This is a genomic window from Fibrobacter sp., assembly GCA_017503015.1.
Classification (GTDB): domain Bacteria; phylum Fibrobacterota; class Fibrobacteria; order Fibrobacterales; family Fibrobacteraceae; genus Fibrobacter.
In genome coordinates, this window is sequence record JAFVTX010000057.1 from 34,596 (window position 1) to 55,571 (window position 20,976).

The 20,976-nt window shown below is 54.4% G+C and carries 14 protein-coding genes; 9 read left to right on the forward strand and 5 right to left on the reverse strand.

Translation table 11 applies throughout. The features are described 5' to 3' along the window. Window positions 1–102: 102 nt before the first annotated feature. The 4 genes from IKB43_10735 (at window position 103) to queA (ending at window position 5,005) form a co-directional block, all read left to right on the forward strand. Complete coding sequence (locus IKB43_10735) at window positions 103–1,578, forward strand: glutamate--tRNA ligase (protein ID MBR2470601.1); 1,476 nt, start codon at window positions 103–105, stop codon at window positions 1,576–1,578. 103 nt (window positions 1,579–1,681) lie between these two features. Continuing rightward, the gene (locus IKB43_10740; protein MBR2470602.1) at window positions 1,682–2,923 is read left to right on the forward strand and encodes a BON domain-containing protein; all 1,242 of its coding nucleotides are present in this window, start codon (window positions 1,682–1,684) and stop codon (window positions 2,921–2,923) included. A 14-nt stretch (window positions 2,924–2,937) separates the two neighbouring features. Continuing rightward, window positions 2,938–3,936, forward strand: a complete 999-nt coding sequence (locus IKB43_10745; GenBank protein ID MBR2470603.1) for a WYL domain-containing protein — start codon at window positions 2,938–2,940, stop codon at window positions 3,934–3,936. A 19-nt stretch (window positions 3,937–3,955) separates the two neighbouring features. Then, the gene (queA, locus tag IKB43_10750; GenBank protein ID MBR2470604.1) at window positions 3,956–5,005 is read left to right on the forward strand and encodes a tRNA preQ1(34) S-adenosylmethionine ribosyltransferase-isomerase QueA; all 1,050 of its coding nucleotides are present in this window, start codon (window positions 3,956–3,958) and stop codon (window positions 5,003–5,005) included. 7 nt (window positions 5,006–5,012) lie between these two features. Here queA and IKB43_10755 read toward each other — a convergent pair whose 3' ends face one another. The 3 genes from IKB43_10755 to IKB43_10765 are packed head-to-tail and all read right to left on the reverse strand — an operon-like array spanning window position 5,013 to window position 8,458. Then, window positions 5,013–5,501: a hypothetical protein gene (locus IKB43_10755; protein MBR2470605.1), complete on the reverse strand. Its 489-nt coding sequence runs from the start codon at window positions 5,499–5,501 to the stop codon at window positions 5,013–5,015. 10 nt (window positions 5,502–5,511) lie between these two features. Then, window positions 5,512–6,039, reverse strand: a complete 528-nt coding sequence (gene hpt / locus IKB43_10760) for a hypoxanthine phosphoribosyltransferase (protein ID MBR2470606.1) — start codon at window positions 6,037–6,039, stop codon at window positions 5,512–5,514. Then, the gene (locus tag IKB43_10765; GenBank protein ID MBR2470607.1) at window positions 6,032–8,458 is read right to left on the reverse strand and encodes a DUF3536 domain-containing protein; all 2,427 of its coding nucleotides are present in this window, start codon (window positions 8,456–8,458) and stop codon (window positions 6,032–6,034) included. Before IKB43_10765 ends, hpt begins: the two co-directional genes overlap by 8 nt. 289 nt (window positions 8,459–8,747) lie before the next feature. On the opposite strand from IKB43_10765, the gene metH reads away from it, so the two are divergent. The 3 genes from metH (at window position 8,748) to IKB43_10780 (ending at window position 15,894) form a co-directional block, all read left to right on the forward strand. Further along, entirely contained in the window at window positions 8,748–12,395 is a 3,648-nt protein-coding gene (metH, locus tag IKB43_10770) for a methionine synthase (protein MBR2470608.1), read from the forward strand. Window positions 12,396–12,566: 171 nt separating this feature from the next. Continuing rightward, on the forward strand, window positions 12,567–14,540 hold the full coding sequence (locus IKB43_10775; GenBank protein ID MBR2470609.1) for a 4-alpha-glucanotransferase: 1,974 nt from the start codon (window positions 12,567–12,569) through the stop codon (window positions 14,538–14,540). A 94-nt stretch (window positions 14,541–14,634) separates the two neighbouring features. Next, window positions 14,635–15,894 carry a glycoside hydrolase family 13 protein gene (locus tag IKB43_10780; protein MBR2470610.1) on the forward strand — a complete coding sequence of 420 codons (1,260 nt, stop codon included), beginning with the start codon at window positions 14,635–14,637 and terminating at the stop codon, window positions 15,892–15,894. 541 nt (window positions 15,895–16,435) lie between these two features. Here IKB43_10780 and IKB43_10785 read toward each other — a convergent pair. Then, window positions 16,436–16,690: a hypothetical protein gene (locus IKB43_10785; protein MBR2470611.1), complete on the reverse strand. Its 255-nt coding sequence runs from the start codon at window positions 16,688–16,690 to the stop codon at window positions 16,436–16,438. Between the two features lie 88 nt (window positions 16,691–16,778). Further along, window positions 16,779–17,357 carry a hypothetical protein gene (locus IKB43_10790; GenBank protein MBR2470612.1) on the reverse strand — a complete coding sequence of 193 codons (579 nt, stop codon included), beginning with the start codon at window positions 17,355–17,357 and terminating at the stop codon, window positions 16,779–16,781. A 1,645-nt stretch (window positions 17,358–19,002) separates the two neighbouring features. On the opposite strand from IKB43_10790, the gene IKB43_10795 reads away from it, so the two are divergent. Both IKB43_10795 and IKB43_10800 read left to right on the forward strand, forming a co-directional pair. Next, window positions 19,003–19,845: a fibrobacter succinogenes major paralogous domain-containing protein gene (locus IKB43_10795; protein ID MBR2470613.1), complete on the forward strand. Its 843-nt coding sequence runs from the start codon at window positions 19,003–19,005 to the stop codon at window positions 19,843–19,845. An 18-nt stretch (window positions 19,846–19,863) separates the two neighbouring features. After that, the gene (locus IKB43_10800; GenBank protein ID MBR2470614.1) at window positions 19,864–20,964 is read left to right on the forward strand and encodes a fibrobacter succinogenes major paralogous domain-containing protein; all 1,101 of its coding nucleotides are present in this window, start codon (window positions 19,864–19,866) and stop codon (window positions 20,962–20,964) included. Window positions 20,965–20,976 lie beyond the last annotated feature (12 nt).

The following is a 20,976-nucleotide window of genomic DNA, read 5'->3' on the forward strand; positions in this document are numbered from 1 at the left end:
GCGAACCTGCTGAAAATGGATCTTGTGTAAATTGCTATTTTTTGACACGGAAAACTCCTGCGCAGAGTTGCGCGGGATATTTGAGCTTTATAAGAGGAAATTATGTGCGAAAATTGCTGTTCTAACCGTCCTGTCCGAGTACGCTTTGCCCCGAGCCCCACGGGCTACCTGCATGTGGGCGGTGCGCGTACCGCTATTTACAACTACTTTTTTGCCAAGCACATGGGTGGCACGTTCTACCTGCGTATCGAGGATACCGACCGCAAGCGTTACAACGAAACTGCATTGCACGACTTGATGCGCGACCTCAAGTGGCTTGGACTCCAGTGGGACGAGGGTCCGGGTTGCGAAGGCGACTGCGGTCCGTACTTCCAGAGCGAACGCCTGGACATTTACCACCGTGAAATCAAGAAACTCTTGGATGCGGGTTGCGCCTACTATTGCTTCTGCTCCGAAGAGCGCCTGCAGGAAGTCCGCGCCGAACAGGAAAAGAGCCACGTGCCGGTTACCGGCTACGACCGCCACTGCCGTAACATTAGTCGCGAAGAAGCCGAAGCCCGCATTGCCGCCGGCGAAAAGGCCGTGATCCGCTTCAAGGTGCCGGAAACGGGTGTTACCGAATTCGACGACATGATTCGCGGTCACATCAGCTACCAGAACGAACTTTTGGACGACCTGGTGCTTATCAAGCGCGACGGATACCCGACGTACCACTTTGCAAGCGTCGTGGACGACCACTTGATGGGAACGACCCACGTGCTCCGCGGCGACGAATGGATCAGCTCCACGCCGAAGCATGAACTCCTTTACAAGGCCTTTGGCTGGCAGCCGCCCGTATGGTGCCACCTGCCGGTGATTCTCGACAAGAACGGCGGTAAGCTTTCTAAGCGCAAGGGTGCTGCTTCTGTGGGCGATTTCCGCGACCTCGGCTACCTGCCCGAAACGCTCGTGAACTACCTCGCTCTCCTGGGCTGGAACCCGGGCGACGACCGTGAAGTCATGACCATCAAGGAAATGGTGGAAAGCTTTACACTGGAACGCATCAACCCGAAGTCTGCCAGCTTCGACGAAAAGAAATTGCAGTGGATGAACGGCCAGCACATCCACCTGTGCGACGACGCTTTCCTCAAGAATATCATGAAGGAAGGCTTGGCTGCGAAGGGTATCGACCTCTCGAAGGAACCGGAAGAACGCCTCGACGAAATCGTGAAGCAGCTCAAGCCCCGTGCCCACTTTGTGCAGGATTTGGCCGACATGGCCGTGTACTTCTTTGTTGCTCCGACCACCTACGACGAGAAGGGTGCGAAGAAGCACTTCGGCGAAGGTTCCAAGGAAGTGGCGACCCTCGTGCGCGACATGCTCGCTTCCATTGAAGACTTCAAGACGCCTGTCATCGAGAAGGGTTTCTACGACCTGGCCGAACGTTGCGGCCACAAGGTGGGTGAACTCGTCGGTGCCCCGCGTCTCGCTGTCTCTGGCGTTACTGCTGGCCCCGGCCTCTGGGAAATGTTCGAACTCATCGGCAAGGAAGAAGTGCTCCGCCGCATTGATGTCGCCCTCCCGCTGATGAAGGATTAGTTCAAAGTTCTGAGTTACTAGTTACTAGTGAATTCCTAATGCAAGATGTATCTTGGTGTTAGTTGTCCTAGTAACTAGTAACTATTAACTAGTAACTCAAGAAATGCGTAAACAGTTCCCCTACAAACTTCTGACCCAGAAAATGTTTTGCTGCCGTTGCCAGCGGGTAACGGAGCACGGGATATTTGCGCGGGAACCCTATTCTACCCACGGTGGCATGGAACCGAAAATTCCGCTTCTGTGTTCGTGCGAAGCGTGCCAGAATGTCATCATCTGCTTTTCCAACGAGTTTAGCTTTGGAACAAGCGTGGAACATGCGGACTACACGAAGATTTACGGGCACAACCGAATCCAGCCCGGGAACTGGTTGTTTTTCAAGGGTGGTGTGAAGCCGGGGTTGGTCAAGAGTTGTTTCCAGACTCACGACAAGGAAATTTACGTGCTTACCTACGGTGGCGCCAAGGACGAAAAGGTGGAATGCCCCAAGTGCCATGTGGAGTCGGAGGTAGCGCCGGGCGGGTATCGGCTGCTTCCGGCCCAGAGCGCCTTGACGCTTATCGGCGACCATGTGTATCACGCCATTCGGGACATGTTCGGCGTGGCGGTAGGGTATGTGAACGACGGCGAAAAGGACAAGCTGGCCGTGCAGATGGAAGACAAAAGCCTGCTGTTCATTACGCTGCCCCAGGCCATACAGAACCTGCCCAATGCAAAACTTTCGGACATGACCCGCAACAAGCTGATGCAGTTTTTTCCGGAGGATTCCCGCCGAGTCTCGGTGACGGTGGGGCAGGGGATTGTGTATCTCGACGGCCTTGTGAAGAATTTGTCCGTAAAGCGTGCCATCAGGGCCTGCGTCAACGGCATGCAGAGGGTTCGGGGCTGCGTTGACTTTATGAAAATCAGTGCGGAATCCTACACTTCGGACGAGCAGATTGAAAAGGCAATTCTTTCCCTCCTGGAAACCCCGGGCCTTAAGATTTTTAACTATAGGGTCCAGGTGGAACAGGGGCGCGTGCAGGTGTCTCTGGACTGCGTTCGTGAATATTTCCCCAAAGAAATCGAGAACAAGATTGCGGAATTTCCGGGCGTGCAGGACTTGGACGTGAAAATTAATTCGATTCCTATGGACGAAATGGAAAATACCAAGGTTTGTAAGGAACTGGAATATGAGCTTTCCATGAATACCCGCCTGGGAGATTCCTTGATTCGCGTGAATTACGTAGATGATAAATTTTTGCTGGAAGGAAAGGTTCATTCCATGATCCAGAAACAGCTGGCCATGTTCTGCGTGGCAAGGCGCGTGCTGAGTACGTCTATTGAAAACAGGCTGAGGATAGTTTAAACAAAGAGGTCGATATGGCTGGAAAAGGATACGAGAAAATCAACGATGTAAAGGCCCTGCTGAAAGAATACAGGACCGTAGAAGAAATTGCGACCCATATCGGGCGCGGTCCTCGCACGGCATTCCGCTATCTGGAATACCTGCGGGGCGAAAACTGCGGGCTCCGTAAAGGCAAGAATAGCCTGGGCCAGACCGCGTTCAAGATTCAAGTGAACGAGCAGGTTTCCTTCAATCAGGAATCCGTAAAGCAGCTTGAAAAAATCAAGAAGAACATGACGGGAAAATCTCCCAGCGATATGAAAAATCGTAAGCTGGTGGACAAACTGATTGCCGCCATGCAGACCACCAATCCCGATGAATTCAGGCCCGAGGCTATCACTACGGACAAGGACTTGATTATGGATTATGGCCCCTGGAGCGACAACAAGATTCAGGACCTGTACGTGAACAAGGTGCTGGACGCTATCCACAGCGGTGTGAAAATCCGTATCGCCTACCACCACGGCACCAAGAAAAAAGATGACGAAACCATCGAGATTAGCCCCGTGAAGGTGGTGATGCGCATGGACACGGTTTACATTATCGGCGCAGACGATACCTTTGCGGAAACGGGTATCTTGAAGATGTACATGCTGGAAAACGTGATGAACATTACGGTCACCAACAAGTTGGCCCAAAGCGGAATCTTTTTTGACGAGCAGAGTTATTACAAGTATGCCTATGGGAAATATATAGACCCAAAAATTGCGCCCCAGGATATTTCCCTGCAGATTCGCTCCAGCAATAACGACTGGCTCAAGACCCAGTTCGAAAAGTCCCATTTCAATCCGCCTGCGGTTGTGCGCAAGGACAAGAACAGGAACGACGTGGTGGACCTGAAACTCCGCATTACGCCCGACTTTAAGGCTTGGCTTATGGGCGTCTTGCCGGACGTGAAAATCCTGAAGCCGGAATCCCTGAAAAAAGAAATGAAGGACCTGCTGAAGAAGACCTTGTCCGAAATGGAAGACTGACGGAAAGGGACGTAGCTCGATGGAATCGGAACACAAACTTTCGGATTACAATTTCGAGTTCCCGAAGGAACTGATTGCAAGCCGCACGGCAGGCAAGGGCAAGACCCGCATATTGCACTGTCCCAAGGACGGCGGTGAACGCCACATTATGAAGGCCCCCGAAATTGTGGAGCTGTTCCGCCCCGGTGACTGCCTTGTGGTGAACAATACCAAGGTGATTCCGGCCCGCCTCTACGGTCACACCCTCCATGGCGGCGAAGTGGAAACCCTCCTGGTGCAGGCGCTGATTCCTGCAGAAAACGGAGAGGCTCGCTACGAGGCCCAGGTTCGCCCCGGCAAGGCTTTCAAGATTGGTCGCGAACTTGAAATCGCCGGTGTCAAGACCGTTGTGGAAGACATCAAGGAAGACGGCGCCCGGGTGCTCCGTTTTGCGGTAACTCCGGTGGAACTGGAAGCGGTGATGAACCGTGAAGGCCACGTTCCGCTGCCGCCCTACATTGACCGCCCCGATGACGAAGACGATAAGTTGGCCTACCAGACGATTTTTGCAAAGTATTCGGGCGCCGTGGCCGCCCCTACGGCAAGCCTCCACTTCAGCGAAGAAATGCTCGAAGCCCTCAAAGCGAAGGGCGTTTACGTTGCCGAAGTCACCTTGCATGTGGGACCTGGAACCTTCCAGAATATTTCGGTGGAAGACTTTACCCAGCACAAGATGCACGGCGAGCATTACGAGCTGACCAGGGAAAATGCCGAGATTATCAACAAGGCAAAACGGGAAGGCGGTCGTATCGTGACGGTCGGCACCACCAGCACCCGTGTAGTGGAAACCATAGCCGATGCCAACGGAATCGTAAAGGCGCAATCGGGCGTGACCCATGCCTTCTTCTATCCGGGTTATCGCTACAAGATTGTGGATGGCCTCTTGACCAATTTCCACTGGCCGAAGAGCAGCCTCATTCTTTTGGTGTCCGCCTTCTATGGCCGCGAAAACACTCTCGCCGCCTACAAGATGGCTGTAGAGAACAAGATGAAACTGTTCAGCTACGGCGACGGGATGCTGATACTGTAGCCTTGGCTTACTTTGCAGTAGAATCTGCTCCCAGGGTGGGAATCAGCTTATTCTCTTGGCAGAGATTTTCTTCCCTGATTTTGAAGGTGAAGTCTACCAGGTTGTTCTCGAACATTTTCTGGTAGGGCTTCTTTTGCTGCACGCTCTGGAGGGCGCAAGTGCAGTAGTTGATACGCTGGACCAGCTTCGCCTCGTCTGAAGGTGTTCCCTGGGCAAAGACGCATTCGTGCATGATGGCGTATTCCATGGGACGGTCGTAACGTCCCTTGCACTTGTTTTTCAGGTCGGGCTGTGCGGCCACCTTTTCGATAATCCCCTGGCTTGGAACGTCGTTGACAACCTTGCAGGTGACAAAGCCGCCGGCAAAAAAGGCGAGGCAGAGAGCCATGTTGATAAGGAATCGCTTGCCGCGGCTAATCTTGTTGTAGTTCCGCTCTACGGCTTCCAAGGTTTGGGTGGCGTGTAGCCTGACGTCATCTAAATCGTTGTTTTCCATGGAGTGTACCTTAGTTTTCGCTTTCCAGAGTCCAGATGTCGGGCATGGTGCGGTATTCTCCGGCGCAGTCCAGCCCGTAGCCCACTACGAAACCGTCTTCGATGGAGAACCCGACGAAGTCCGCCTTGTAGTCCACTTCCCGACGGGCCCGCTTTTCTAGCAGCACGCAACTGCGGACTTCGGCGGCGCCTTTTTCCTTAAGCAGGTCCACCAGTTTTTGCAGGGTGCGGCCCGTGTCCAGAATGTCGTCGATGAGCAGGACCTTTTTGCCGTTCAGGTCCAGTTCTTCCAGCAGGGAGACCTTCAGCTGGCCGGAACTTTCCGTAGAGTCGCCATAGCTGGACGCCCTGATGAAGGAAACCTTGATGTCCTTGTTGGGGAAATGCCTGCACAGGTCCGACACGAACACGAAGGAGCCCGTAAGCACGCCTACGATGGTGTCGAACTTGTAGTTCCGGGCGATTTTTTCGCCCAGAAGTTGGACCATCTCCTGGATGGCCTCAGCCGTAAAGAGTGGCATGAGGCTCATCTTATACATTGCCTACCTCGAAATTCAGCCACTGGAACACGGGAATCATGGCTTTCAGCTTGCCCTTGGGATTCTTCTTGAATTCCTGGAACATGGGGAAGGCCTGGTTCTCGATGGAGGTCTTGTCGATGTAGATGTGCAGCCAGTCCGCCAAAGAAATCAGGTTCGTGATGTAGAGGACGGTGGGCTGTTTCAGATTCTCGAAAACCTGGTCCAGGCATTCTACAATTTTGCGGTGGATCATGCGGCCCGTCCCGCCGAAGGAGAAGGTGGCGTTCAGGGAGTTGGCTTCCTTGACCAGGGCCTCGATTTCCTTGAAGTTTTCCTGCTCCGGATTATCCAGGTATTCCAGCACCAGGTGGTGGATCTTGGAATTGATGTCCAGGGAAAGAATGGTCCGAATGGTGTCCGGCAGGGTATGGTCCGGGTCGGCCAGGCTGTCGATGGAAAGCCCCTTCTGAACGGCAAAGTCCGAGAAGGCCTCCGTAATGTCCTTGAGGTTCCGCTTGGTTTCCAGCTGGTTGATGCGCTTCAGGGAATCGCTCATCAGGTGACGCATCTGCACCACGTAGGCGGTGGGAAACTGGTGCTGAAGTTCTTCGGCACTCTTGTTCGGGTTTTCTACGAAGGAGAGTTTGTTCACCTCGGGTTCGCCGTCGGCCACCACCAGGTTCACGCGGCCCATGGAATCGGACAGCACCAGGATTGTTGCCACCCGGGATTCCCCGATGGTCTTGTCGTCGTAGGTGGCTCGCACCAGGGTCTGCTTGCGGCGGGAGGCGATCTTTGTAGAAGTGAGCTTGGCGTTTTTCTGGTCGTAGCCCTCTTCCAGTCCCAGGTGGAAAATGGCGGCCCGTTCGGCCATGAGCTTCACCGTCACGGGGACCTCGTCCTTGGCGTAGCGGGTGTAAACTTCGGCGCCGTTCCACTTGTGCTCATTGCTGGTGGCCCGGGCGAGGATGCTCATGAAACGGTTCTCGATGGAGTGCCCGAAGGGGAGGAACGGCTGCATCAGTTCCATGGCCCGGAGGGCGTAGCGCATGTTCTGCACAGGTTCCAGGCCTTCGATGTCGTTGAAGAACCAGCCGCAGCTGGTAAAGCTGAACAGGCAGAATTTCTGGATTTCCAGAAGACGCACGGCCTTGGCGCTTTCTTCGGCGTTTTCGGGATTGTTCAGGATAGTCTTCAGGAATGCGGAGAGTCGTGTCTCGTCTTCGGGAGCGACCAATGCCTGCACGTATCCGTTCCGGGCGTCCCAGGGATTCACCTTGCTCACCTTCTCGAATTCCCGCACAAAGATTTCGTCGGCCAGTTCCTTCAGGTGGTTGAATGCGTCGCGCAACGGACCGCGCCATTTCTGGTTCCAGCCGGGGCCACCTCCGGTGGAGCATCCGCAGTCCCTGTACCAGCGGCCCACCCCGTGGGCGCAGCTCCAGGCGCAACCTTCGCCGTGGAAATTCTTCAGCAGTACCTCGTGCTTGGGCGGGAACTTTTCCAGGTACCAGCCGTAGTTGACGGGCACCATGTTGTTCTCGGGAGCGTATCGGTTGTAAAGGTAGGCGGCGCACATGTCGCCGAAGGGCTCGTGGTGTCCGTAGCTTTCGCCGTCGGTGCCGATGCTCACCAGCTGCGGGTCTTCGCGGTTCGGGTCCCAGGCGTCCTGGATGCGCTTGCCGAACACGCCCGCATCGCGGAGCAGATGCTCGAAACCTACGGCGCTGCTGAGCCAGGGGTTGTAGAAGAACACGTCCAGGTAGCCGTCGCAGACCAGATTGCCCTTTTCGTCCCGCGGGTAAATGCGGTAGGGCCTGGTGGTGTCGATATCGGTATTGCTACAGCCAATCCATTTTTCGGCACCCAATTCACGGAAGGAATCCGCCTGGGTGGGGGAGAGGATGGTAAACTTGATTCCCGCCTTGATGAGTTCCACCACTGTCGGCAGGTTGATGGCGGTTTCAGCCAGCCACATGGCCTCGGGCATGCGTCCGAAATGGAACTTGAAATCTTCGATGCCCCAGAGAATCTGGGTCCGCTTGTCCTGCTCGCTGGCGAGAGGCATGATGATGTGGTTATAGACCTGGGCGATGGCGTTGCCGTGGCCGTTTAGACGTTCGGCGCTCCGCTTGTCGGCTTCCTGGATTCTCTTGTAAGTGTCGGGAGTATGGGTCCGGATCCAACCCATGAGGGTGGGGCCCATGTTGAAGCTCATAAAATCGTAGTTGTTGACGATATCCTGGATGCGCCCCTCTGAATTCAGAATGCGGCTTGCGGAGTTGGGGGAGTAGCACTGGCTTGCGATACGGTCGTTCCAGTCGTGAAATGGCCGCGCACTGGGCTGGTTCTCGATGACGCCTGTCCAGGGATTTTCGCGGGGAGGCTGGTAAAAGTGACCGTGAATCGTAAAATAGAGGGGGTGCTTCTTTTCCATGGGCGCAAATGTAGAAATATTTAATCTACTGCCCAAAGTATTGACTTGGATGGGGAAAGTCTCCCCCTCGCTACAGCCTTGGCGATTAGACAAAAGCCGGTAGTGTCATTGCGAACCCCGAATAGGGGTGAAGCAATCACAATCCAACGTTCTCGCCAAGTCTGCCGCTACCCCCTCTACGGGGCCTCAGACGTCGGCCCCGTAACGCCCCGACTTTTTCTATATTTATGCATATAAACAAATAAATGCATAAAGACTGGTTACGGCGGTTCGTGCCATGGAAAAGAAAATGACGCTACGTGAAGCTTTCGAAAACAAGATGTTGCTGCTGGACGGCGGCATGGGTTCTGTCATTCAGACTTACGGGATCAAGGGCGCGAACAACGACATGCTCTCCATCGAGAAGCCGGAAATCATTCTCGATATCCAGCGCCGTTACGTGGATGCGGGCGTGGACTGCCTGACCACCAACACGTTCTCGAGCCAGCGCGTAAGCCAGCACGAATACCACCAGGAACACCGCATTGCCGAGATGAACCGCGCCGCTGTGAAGATTGCGAAGCAGGCCGCGGCAGAGGCCATGGAAAAGTACGGCCGTCAGGTGTACATTCTGGGTGACGTGGGCCCCACCAGCAAGATGCTTTCCATGAGCGAAGACGTGAACGACCCTGCGAGCCGTAGCATTACTTTTGACGAACTGGAAGACGCCTACCTGGAACAGATTCAGGTGTTGGTGGAAGAAGGCGTCGACGCGATTCTGATTGAAACGATTTTCGATACACTGAACGCGAAGGCTGCCGCGAGCGCTTTTACCAAGGTGATGGAAAAACGCGCTGCCGACGCCGGTGACAAAGCCGCCGACCTCAAGTCAGTCGAAGTCATGTTCTCCATGACAGTGAGCGACGCTTCGGGCAGAACACTTTCGGGCCAGACGGTGGAAGCTTTCGCCGTGAGCGTGATGCACATGCACCCGCTTTCTATTGGTTTGAACTGCGGGCTCGGTGCCGACGGTATGGTGCCGTACCTGCGCCGCATGGGCAAGGTTGCGCCCTGCTATATTTCTTGTCACCCGAATGCGGGGCTGCCGAACCAGTTCGGCGGTTACGACGATACGCCCGAAGACATGGTACGCCTGATGGGCGTTTACCTGGACGACAAGCTGGTGAACATGATTGGCGGTTGCTGCGGTACCACACCGGAACACATCGCTGCCATGCGCAAGATGCTTGACGCCCTGCCGGCTGATTACGAACGCCGCAAGCCCGCGCCCAAGTACGCCACGAGCCCGCTACTCCGCCTCGCGGGTCTCGAACCGCTGTTTAAGGAACAGGTGCGCCCCAGCAACGGTGCCGACAGTTGCAACGCCGAAGACTTTGTGAAGGTGGGCGAACGCTGCAACGTCGCCGGCTCCAAGAAGTTCCTGCGGCTCATCAACGAAAAGAATTACGACGAGGCGCTTGACATTGCACGCAAGCAGGTCGAAGACGGTGCCGACGTGATTGACGTGAACATGGACGATGGTCTGCTGGACGCCACCGCCGAAATGCAGACCTTCCTGAACCTGATTGCATCGGACCCGGCCGTGAGTCGCGTGCCCATCATGGTGGACTCTTCCCGATTCGAAGTCATCGAGGCGGGCCTCAAGTGCATCCAGGGCAAGAGTATCGTGAACTCCATCTCCCTCAAGATGGGCGAACAGGCGTTTATCGAGCACGCACTCACCATCAAGCGCCTGGGGGCCGCCGTCATCGTGATGCTCTTCGACGAAGAAGGTCAGGCCACCAACTACGAGCGTCGCGTGAATATTGCCGCCCGCGCCTACGACATTCTGGTGAAGCAACTGGATTTCGCGCCCTCCGACATCATCTTTGACCCGAACGTTTTGACAGTCGCAACCGGCATGGCCGAACACAACGCCTACGCCATCGACTTTATCCGCGCGGTCCGCTGGATTATGGACAACCTGCCCGGTGTGCGCATCTCGGGCGGTCTTTCGAACCTCTCGTTCGCCTTCCGCGGCAACAACTACCTGCGCGAAGCGATGCACACCACCTTCTTGCATTACGCGATTCCGAACGGCATGGGCATGGCCATCATGAACCCCAGCGCGATTATCGAATACAAGACGATTCCGCTGGAACTCCGCATGGCCATTACCGAAGTGCTGTTGAACACGGAACCAGATGCAAGCGAAGCGCTTATTGAAATTGCAAGCCGCATGACCGCAGCTGCCGCTGCCGCCAAGGAAGCGGGTACCAAGTACGACCCGAAGGCGATTTTCGCCATGAGCACAGGCGCGGGCAGTTCCGACGCGGGTAGCAACAGCGTCGCCGACTCCGCGCAGGCAAAAACCACGCCCGAAGAACGCCTGCAAGAAGCACTTCTCAAGGGAACTTCCACCACTCTTCAGCCCGACCTGATGGAACTCATCAACCGCGGCGATAGCCCGGTGGGAATCATCTCTGGCCCGCTCATGGACGGCATGAACGAAGTCGGTCGCCGCTTCGGTGAAGGCAAGATGTTCTTGCCGCAGGTGGTAAAGACAGCACGCACCATGAAGAAGGCGGTAGAAATCTTACAGCCCTACATCGAGGCGGGCAAGGACGCGAACGCTTCTAGCCGCGGCAAGATTGTGATTGCCACCGTCAAAGGCGACGTGCACGATATCGGCAAGAATATCGTCTCCGTGATTATGGCCTGTAACGGCTACGAGATGGTGGACCTGGGCGTGATGGTTCCCGAAGACGTCATCGTGAAGGCGGTCATCGAAAACAAGGCCGATATATTGAGCCTCTCCGGATTGATTACGCCCTCCCTCGAAGAAATGTGCACCGTGGCTAAAGCCATGCAAGATGCGGGCCAGCGCATCCCGATTATCGTCGGCGGCGCCACCACCTCGCCCACGCACACGGCCGTGAAAATCGCCCCGTGCTACGAAGGCCCTGTATTCCACGTGCGCGACGCCGCAAGCAACCCGGGCCTCGTGCAAAAGCTTTTGGATCCGGCCACTAGCGAACAGACCATTCAAGAAAACCGGGTCGAACAGCAGCGCATTCGCGACAAGCAAAACGGCATCCAGACCGAAGCCGCAAGCGCCATGGCTGCAGCAGAGAAGACTCCCCTCGAACGTCGCTACAGCTGCGACTGGAGCAAGTACCAGCCCGTGGAACCTCCGTTCATGGGCGAAAGCAAGCTCCCGCCGATTCCGCTGGAAAAAGTCATCCCGCTTATCAGCTGGGAATACTTCTTCTTCACCTGGAAAATCAAGCCGGACCAGGAAGAAGCAAAGAAACTCAAGGCCGATGCCGAAGCGCTCATCAAGAGTCTCACGAAGCCCGAGTATGCGCTGCGTGCCGTGCAGGCGTTCTACCCTGCAGCCGGTACGGAAAATTCCATCAAGTTCAACACGGGCCGTACCGGCACCGACTCCGACTTTGTCGAAGTCGCTACGGCACGCCAGCAGAACCCGGAAGGCACTTGCCTTGCCCTCTGCGACTACGTAGCCCCTGCCAATGCGAATACCGCAAGCGTCTTCGCCGCTCCCGCCGGTAAAGATGTTTTCCGCGACATTGTGGGCGCCTTCGCCGTCACCGTGAGCGACGCCTTCGTCAAACGCCTCGAAAAGCTCAAGGCCGAACAGGGCGGCAGCGACTACGACGTTCTTTTGATGCAGACCGTCGCCGACCGCCTCGCCGAAGCGGGCGCCGAATACCTGAGCCAGGAACTCGCCCGCACCAACAGCTGGAAGGGCATCCGCCCGGCCGTCGGCTACCCGGTACTCCCGAACATCAAGGAAATCTTCAACGTGGCGAAACTCATCGACTTCGGTAGCGTGGGCATCAGCCTCACCGAGAACGGCGCCATGTACCCGCAGGCCTCCGTAAGCGGCCTCTACATCAGCCACCCCGAAGTGGATTATTTTCACGTAAAGTCGTGAGACGGCTACGCCTCTCCAGGATGACATTCCCCGTGCCTCGCGCCCCGCGCCTCGAACCTCTTGTCCCCTGCGGCCCTACCACCTACAACCTATCCCCTAAATCCTAGATCCTAGCCCCTATCCCCTAAATCCTATCCCCTCATCCCTAGCCACTATACTATCTTTCCCACCATGCGTTACAGTGATATTTCTTGTTTCCAGAGCGGTGTAGCCGTTCCCCTGTTCAGCCTCCGTAGCAAAAACAGCATCGGTATCGGCGAATACCTCGACCTGATTCCCTTTGCCCAGTGGTCCAAGCTTTGTGATTTCAACGTCATCCAGCTTCTGCCGGTGAACGATACCGGTGCCGAGGCCAGCCCTTACAGCGCCCGCAGCGCCTTTGCCCTGAACCCGGTGTTCATCAACATCCAGGCGGTGCAGGGTTCCTCCGAATTCGAAGACGACATCGAAGAGGCCAAGGAAAAGTTCGACGAGCAGGAACGCATCGACTACTACAAGATTTCCACTTGGAAACGCTCCATCCTGAGAAAAATTTTTGACAACCGTTACGACCAGCTCCGCAAGGACAAGGTCTTGCAGGAGTGGCTGGACAAGAACCCCTGGGCCAAGGCCTACTGCGCCTACAGCACCTTGAAGGCCGAAAACGGCGAGAAGAGCTGGAAGGACTGGAAAAATTTCAAGAACCCCACGGACGCAGACATTGAAAAAATCTGGACCAAGTACAAGAAAGACGTTTGGTTCCAGGCCTGGATGCAGTTCGTTGCCGAGACGCAGTTCTGTGCCGCCGTGTCGGAAGTTTCCAAGTTGGGCATCAACATCAAGGGTGACATTCCTATCCTCATCAACGAGGACAGCGCCGACGTGTGGGCGAGCCGCAAGTATTTCTCCCTGGAAGACCGTGCCGGCGCACCTCCCGACATGTTCAGCTACAGCGGCCAGAACTGGGGATTCCCCACCTACCGCTGGGATGTCATTGAACAGGACGGCTTTGCCTGGTGGAAAGCCCGTCTCGCCCAGGCAAGCAAGTTCTACCACGCCTACCGTATCGACCATGTGCTGGGATTTTTCCGTATCTGGAGCATCCCCCAGACCGAGACCACGGGCATCCTCGGGCACTTCAATCCTAGCATCCCGCTGACCCTGGAACGCCTGCAGGCCGCAGGCTTCAAGCAGGAATCCCTGGAATACCTGCGCAAGCCCAACTATTCCGTGGATCAGCTGCGGCAGTTCCTGGAAGGCGATACGGAACGCCTGCTGCCCGTCTGCTTCAAGACGCTCTACGGCACTACAGACCGCTACATTTTGAAAGACGAATTCCTCTCGGAAAAGGCCATTCTCGGTCTTTCCGAACCCCAAGAAATTAAGGACAAGCTGCTGAAGGTTTACTGGAACCGCGTGTTTGTCCCTACCGGCGACGAACACACCTTCTACCCTTACTGGTACTGGTACAATGCCCCGGTGCTCTTCACCCTGCCGGAATATGAACAGCAGAAACTTCACGAGATTATCGGCGAAAACGAGGCCGCCCAGAATGGGCTCTGGGAGGCGAACGCCACCAAGCTTCTGTCGGTCCTTGCCAAGGAAACGGACATGCTGGTCTGCGCCGAAGACCTGGGCTCCGTGCCCCGCTGCGTTCCTGCGGTTCTCAAGAAACTGAATATCCTTTCGCTCCGTATCGAACGCTGGGCCCGCAACTGGGACGCTCCCTATTCTCCCTACTACGCTATGGAAGAATACCCCCGCCTCTCGGTGTGCACCACCAGCTGCCACGACACCTCCAGCCTTCGCGGGCTCTGGAAGGAGCCTGACTTTGATAGGGCCTTCTACTGGTCTCACGCGGGACTTCCGGGCAACGCTCCGGAAGAACTGACCCCCACCGTGGTGCGGAATATTCTGGCCCACGTGTTCTCCGCCAACAGCCTGCTCTGCATCTTGCCGGTGCAGGACTATTTCGCCTTGTCGCCCGCCCTTTCGGAATGCGCTCCCGAAGAGGAACGGGTGAACATCCCGGGCACCGTCGGCGGCAAGAACTGGACCTACCGCCTGCCCTGTTCCGTAGAGGACCTCGCGAAAAACAACTTCCTCTGTTCCGAAATCCGCAAGCTGGTGGACGCCCGCAAACGCAGACCCATGTGGAAAATTTAATTCAATGTGGAATGTGGGATGTGGAATGTGTAATTAGACGTTTCACATTGCGGCGCAGCCGCTCGCATCACACACTTCACACTACACATTGCCTATGTTCGCTCCCGCTTGGACAAAAGACGCCGTATTCTATCAGATATTCCCTGATAGGTTCTGCCGGAGTCCCCGCTACCATGCGGTAGGCAGGTTCGTGCCTTGGGGCTCCAGGCCCACCCGCGAAAACATGTTCGGCGGGAATCTCGCGGGCATCGAGGACCATCTGGACTACATCGCGGGCCTCGGCGTAAACGCCATCTATCTCTGTCCCATCTTCAAGAGCAATTCCAACCACCGCTACCATACCGTCGATTACTTCGAAATCGACCCGGTGCTGGGCACGCTCAAGGATTTCGACCGCCTTGTCAAAAAAGCCCACAGGCTTGGGCTGCGTATCATTCTCGACGGTGTGTTCAACCACTGTTCCCGCGGGTTCTTCCAGTTCAACAGCCTGCTGGAACTGGGCGAAAATTCCCCCTACGTGGACTGGTTTCATGTAAAGGGCTGGCCTCTCAACGCCTATTCGGGCAAACCCAATTACGAATGCTGGTGGAACTACCCGGCGCTTCCCAAGTTCAACACCGGCTGCCCCGATGTTCGGGAATACCTTTTCTCCGTGGCCGAATACTGGACCCATCGCGGCATCGACGGCTGGCGTCTCGACGTTCCCAACGAAATCGACGACGACTCCTTCTGGCAGGAATTCCGCCGCCGCGTCAAGGCCATCAATCCCGAGGCTTACATCGTAGGCGAAATCTGGGACGAGCCCTCCCGCTGGTTGCAAGGCGACCAGTTCGACGGCGTCATGAACTACATCTTCCGCAAGGCGGTCATGAAGTTCCTCTTCGACGAGAACCCCATTTCCGTCCAGGAATTCTGCGACCGGGTCCGCGCCGCCTTCCCCGAGGGCCGTGGCGACATCCCCATGAACCTTTTGGGTAGCCACGACACCACCCGCCTCCTGTCCCAGCCCTGCGCAAGCCTCGAACGCATCAAGCTGGCATACGCCCTCCTGTTCTTTATGCCCGGCGCGTCCTGCATCTACTACGGCGAGGAACTCTCCATGAAGGGCGGCAAGGACCCCGACTGCCGCCGAAGCGTCCCCTGGGACGAACTGGAAAACCGCAAGTCCCAACCGCTATACGAATTTATCTGTAATCTGGTGAAAATGCGCCGCGAAAACCAGGTCCTCCGCGACGGCAGCCTCTCCATCGCAAACATCGCCGACGGCTTCACCGTCACCCGCACCCTGGGCAAAAAGACCATGACCCTCTCCGTCACAACCTCTGGCGCCCAACCTTCTTTTGAAATTAAATAAAGGGGGAAGCCTCCCCCTCGCTTCTGCGACTTATCGTCCCCGCAAACAATCTCGTCATCCTCGCGAAGGCGAGGATCCACAAACTTCTTAGCGGGGATCTCCTAATCGCATCCGCTACCCCCTCTCCTAGGGGCTCTGCCCCTAAGACCCCGTTCCTCTTGTCATGCCCGCGCCTTTTTTCGTCATCCTCGCGTAGGCGAGGATCCGCTATCATCTTGGCAGGCAATCTCCTTTAACAAATCTTTCCCTCGATGTGAATATCTCTCGTTCACAGGGACTCACTTTGTTCGACTGTTCACTCGAGAAACTCACATCTCGGTCGAAAAACAAGCGGTGGGTTCGGGAAATAAATGCTTTTGTGGGCGAAATCTGCTTTAGCAGGTTTGGCTAGTTGCTACAGGAGGAAACTCTTGTGACTGTTAGTCCCTGCGAGTTTCCGCCGAGAGTCCTGATCACTTGCGTATTATCGGAAATTTCCAGGAGTTATAACAGTTTTTTTCTGTTCTGGTTTTATCCCTGCTCATAAAGAGCCACTATAAGACTATTTCTTTTTACGAAAGAAATTTGCCCAGTAAGGATTTTCTTTATCAAAGAGTTCCTTTTCTTCTTGCGTGAAATTCTTCGGATAATCTCCGAATAGAAACAAAATTTTTTTCTTATCAAAGGAAACCGCATATAATCCATGATAATCGACATAATCGACCCACCAGATTTTATCATCTTCGTTGTTCTTGTAGAATTCGATTCTTTTTGTCTCTTTGTCAACCATGATCATGATTGTTTTATCCCTGCTCATAAAGAGCCCCTATAAGACTTGAAGAGCTTCGCCCTGAACACGTGTTCTATAATGTTTTTCCATACGCCTTTTCGGTATTAGAATCACTTCACCCTTTTTCCTTAAAATGCCAAACTTCGCCGGTGCTTTTGTCAACCACCCTGGCAGAATCGAGCGTTACCGTGTATGAATATTTTTCCGATTCGAAATAGAACGGTCCGATTCTCGCATAAATTCCTTCCGGGAGATTCTTGATGCCAAAGACATCTTTTTCCTCGTTGCCAATGAAGAACATTGCCAGCCCCGACGAACAACCCGTACTAATTTCAATAGCCCCTGCATAATATGCCGTTGTATATTCTTCACAGGCAATCAGCGAATCAGGAGCAAGGCATCTCTTAGTGTACCTAAACGGAACGTGCCCAACGGAGTTGCATTCTTCCGCTGCGCTGCTGGACTCAACGTTTTCCGCAGAGCTGCTGGATTCAATATCCGTCGAAGATTCGCTAGATTTTATTGAATCTATAGAACAGCTTGATTCGTCAACAGTCCCGGAAGAACTGGATTTTTCCGACAGCGGGACTGGTGTACTTTCTGCTGAAACGGAACTCGAATCGTCTCCGCATGCGGCAAAGGTTAAGAGGATTGCAGCAAAAGTTGCGTGTGCAATTGTTCTTATTTTCATCATGTTTTACCCCAGCTCATAAAGAGCCCCTATAAGACTTTAGGCGCCTCTCGCCTTCTTCAACAGAAACAAATTCGCTGTTTCGACATCTATATCCCGATAAAGCGGAGTCGGCCTTTATATGGTCTAAAGGGCAATTCTCCCGAATTTGACATTGTTCTTCATAAGTTATACTGCAGGGATCCTTGAAGCAGACGCCGTATTCGTTTATGTTACGGAGCCTCCGTGCTTTTATCGTGTCTAAAATATCTTGTTCGCATTCGCTATAGTCTTTCCCTGTCATGGCATCGTAATTAATCTCTGGAACACAATCCAAAGCTGGATCGTAGCAGTTTTCATGACAGGGGTCATCTGTCCCGTAAGCACAAGAAAAAGCCTGCAAAGCAAACGAAGACGCCACAATGCTCGATATTCTAAAGCGGTGGCTCCAAAAAATGGATCCAACCCATAAGAATATTTTGCGAAGAAAATTTCTCATGTTTTACCTCAGCTCATAAAGAGCCCCTATAAGAACTACTTTCTGAATATACCTTATTTTATGCGGGTTCGCAAGCGGTTTGACGCTGAAAAGATTAGAATAAATAGATGGGTTTCTGGGATTTTGTTGATTTCCATCAGAGAAAATGTCAACGGCATAACGATTCTTTCCGAACAAGAAAAGTTGAAAAGCGCAAGCTGACGATGTGGGGGGGGAGGGGGACGTGCCCCCTCGGCAAAGCCTTGCCCCACCATGTCATGCCCGCCTTGTGCGGGCTCCTCCGACCTTGACCAGCGTCATCCTGGAGCGCAGCGACGGGATGCATACTTTTCTTACCAACATTTTTCAGGGGCAAGTCTTTGCCTACCCCCTCTGCGGGGACACACCACCTAAAGGTGGCCATGCCCACATAAGCGCTGAAGCGCTAAGTGGTCAAAGGCCGCAACGCCCCGCACCCTCTTGTCATGCCCCGCTTGACGGGGCATCTCCATTAACAAATCTCTCCCTCGATGTGAGCCATCCCTCGCTCGTCATAATGACTGCTCGGCTCAATCTTGTAGCTGAATCTACGAAATCGCCTCGCTCTCGCCGACACAACTCGTTGATACGAGTTGCTTTCGGCTCACAGATTCACTTTGTTCGACTGTTCACTCGAGAAACTCACATCTCGTTCAAAAAACAAAAAAATGTGGCTCTGGATTCCAAGTGCTTTGAGGTGTAGACCCGCCTTTACTGGTATGAACCGTTACTGCAGGAGGAAACTCTTGTGACTGTTAGTCCCTGCGAGTTTCCGCCGAGAGTTCTGTTTCCAGTGCCATACCCCCCCAATTTGTTGCCTAAATTTTACAATGGGGGGGGGTATGGATTTTATCGGGTCTTTATCTATCTTTAACAAGATAAACTATAGACGGGGATGTTCTTATGAAGAAGTCTTTCCAGCGTGTCATTGCGACCCTGAACTTGTTTCAGGGGAAGCAATCTCTAACCATCTGTTTATTGGCGGCATTCTTCGCCCTTTCCGCCTGTGACGACTCTTCGTCGGCGGGTGACGATGACAATAACGTCATTCTGAGCGGCGATAGCCGCGAAGAATCCAGTGATTCTCGTTCCAACGATAAGGACGAAGCAATCTCCAGCAGCGGCAAGGTCACTGATAAGGATAGCGACTCCATGTCCAGCGACAGCAAGTCCAACGATCCCGCCGAAGTGACCGACGACTCCAGCGACAGCAAGGGCAATCCTTCTTCGGCAGGAACATCGACCAAATCCAGCAACTCGAATTCATCTGGAACGACTACGAAGTCAAGCAGCAGTTCTGCGGGCAAGGTGAATGGCTTGGCGACGCCGTGCAAGACTGAAACCGAAGACAACTGCGAGTATGGCGAGTTGGTGGATGAACGCGATGGCCAGACATACAAGACGGTGAAAATCGGCACCCAGACTTGGATGGCAGAAAACCTGAACTATGACCCTGGACAGGGTGGTTCAGGTTCGTCGGCATACGATTGGTCATGGTGCTATGACGACGACCCTTCCAATTGCGCCAAATACGGGCGGCTTTACACCTGGGCCGCCGCGATGGACTCCGCTACGACCTATTGTGGTTTCGGCAAGTCCTGCACGGCGACGCATCCCGTCCAGGGCATCTGCCCGAGCGGCTGGCATTTGCCCGATACGACCGATTGGCACGATCTCATCGTAGCTGCCGGCGGACAGTATTCCGCGGGAGCAAAGTTGAAATCGACCTCTGGGTGGGAGAACGATGAGTGGGGGAACGATGGCAACGGCACGGATGCGTTCGGCTTCTCGGCGCTCCCGTCCGGCTACAGGAGCCGCGACGGGGGGGACTACTACACCGCCGGCGGCTATGCGTACATCTGGTCCTCTTTTGAGTACATCACGGGCCTCGTCGCGTACGAAATGCGCCTGCGCTGCACCAACGCGTACGCAACCGTGGATCGCGGCAACGAGGACTACGGCTACGCGGTCCGCTGTCTCAAGGACTCGGACTAAATCCCCAAAGGTTTCTCTATGAAAAACACATTCGCGAAAAAGTTTACGGTCTGCGCCCTTGCGTGGGTGTTCGGGTTTGCCCTTTCGGCTTGCGATAATTCGTCGTCGGCGGGTGGCGATGACAATAACGTCATTCTGAGCGGCGATAGCCGCGAAGAATCCAGTGATTCTCGTTCCAACGATAAGGACGAAGCAATCTCCAGCAGCGGCAAGGTCACTGATAAGGATAGCGAGCCTGCCGAAGTGTCCAGTTCATCGGTGGAGTCTTCTGATTCCAAGAGTTCAAGTTCCGTAAAGTCGGGTGATTCTTCGAGTTCGACTGAAGCGTCGAAAAGTTACGCCGAAGCGAAGGTCATGCCGTCGGGAACTTACGCGTGTTCCAAATACAAATGCTTCACGACAGAATACCTGAATCAGGACTTTCTGGAAGCGGGGAAGTATGGCGAAATTCTCGACGAGCGAGATGGTCAGGTCTATAAGACTATTGAGATTTGCGACGAGGAAAATGAAAATTGTCAGATATGGATGGCTCAGAATTTGAACTACGCATACACTAACGTTCCCTATAACTATGGTGACTACACCTCCGATTCCACCAGTTGGTGCTATGACAACGCCCCTGCCAATTGTTTCAAGTACGGACGACTTTACACCTGGGCTGTGGCCATTGATTCGGTGAAGTTGGCGAGCGATGCAGACAATCCGCAGGACTGCGGCTTCCGCAAAGATTGCGACCTCATTTCGGTAGGTTCGGCAACCTTAATTCAGGGTTTTTGTCCCAACGGCTGGCATCTGCCGAACGGAGATGAATGGAATGCCTTATTCACGGCGGTTGGCGGAAGAAACATAGCAGGTACAAAGTTGAAATCTACAAATGGTTGGCAAGAAAATGGCAACGGCGATGACGCTTTCGGTTTTTCTGCGCTCCCTGCTGGTAGAAGGGCCTACAGTGGCGACTTCTTCAATGACGCCACTAGGACGTACCTATGGAGTTCTATTGAAGGCGAAAGCCTCGGCGCGTACAGCGTGAATTTGGACTATCACAGCGGCCTTGCGGACTTGGGGAGTTTCTACAAGAACCACGGGTACTCCGTCCGTTGCCTCAAGGACTCTGAATAAATTCCAAAAGGT

Excerpts from the sequence above, each read along its gene's own strand:
- IKB43_10745 (MBR2470603.1), top strand. The coding sequence starts at position 2,938 with ATGGCTGGAAAAGGATACGAGAAAATCAACGATGTAAAGGCCCTGCTG.
- IKB43_10735 (MBR2470601.1), top strand. The coding sequence starts at position 103 with ATGTGCGAAAATTGCTGTTCTAACCGTCCTGTCCGAGTACGCTTTGCC.
- IKB43_10740 (MBR2470602.1), top strand. The coding sequence starts at position 1,682 with ATGCGTAAACAGTTCCCCTACAAACTTCTGACCCAGAAAATGTTTTGC.
- queA (MBR2470604.1), top strand. The coding sequence starts at position 3,956 with ATGGAATCGGAACACAAACTTTCGGATTACAATTTCGAGTTCCCGAAG.
- IKB43_10780 (MBR2470610.1), top strand. The coding sequence starts at position 14,635 with ATGTTCGCTCCCGCTTGGACAAAAGACGCCGTATTCTATCAGATATTC.
- IKB43_10800 (MBR2470614.1), top strand. The coding sequence starts at position 19,864 with ATGAAAAACACATTCGCGAAAAAGTTTACGGTCTGCGCCCTTGCGTGG.
- metH (MBR2470608.1), top strand. The coding sequence starts at position 8,748 with ATGACGCTACGTGAAGCTTTCGAAAACAAGATGTTGCTGCTGGACGGC.
- hpt (MBR2470606.1), bottom strand. The coding sequence starts at position 6,039 with ATGTATAAGATGAGCCTCATGCCACTCTTTACGGCTGAGGCCATCCAG.
- IKB43_10790 (MBR2470612.1), bottom strand. The coding sequence starts at position 17,357 with ATGATGAAAATAAGAACAATTGCACACGCAACTTTTGCTGCAATCCTC.
- IKB43_10755 (MBR2470605.1), bottom strand. The coding sequence starts at position 5,501 with ATGGAAAACAACGATTTAGATGACGTCAGGCTACACGCCACCCAAACC.
- IKB43_10795 (MBR2470613.1), top strand. The coding sequence starts at position 19,003 with ATGTCCAGCGACAGCAAGTCCAACGATCCCGCCGAAGTGACCGACGAC.
- IKB43_10775 (MBR2470609.1), top strand. The coding sequence starts at position 12,567 with ATGCGTTACAGTGATATTTCTTGTTTCCAGAGCGGTGTAGCCGTTCCC.
- IKB43_10785 (MBR2470611.1), bottom strand. The coding sequence starts at position 16,690 with ATGAGCAGGGATAAAACAATCATGATCATGGTTGACAAAGAGACAAAA.
- IKB43_10765 (MBR2470607.1), bottom strand. The coding sequence starts at position 8,458 with ATGGAAAAGAAGCACCCCCTCTATTTTACGATTCACGGTCACTTTTAC.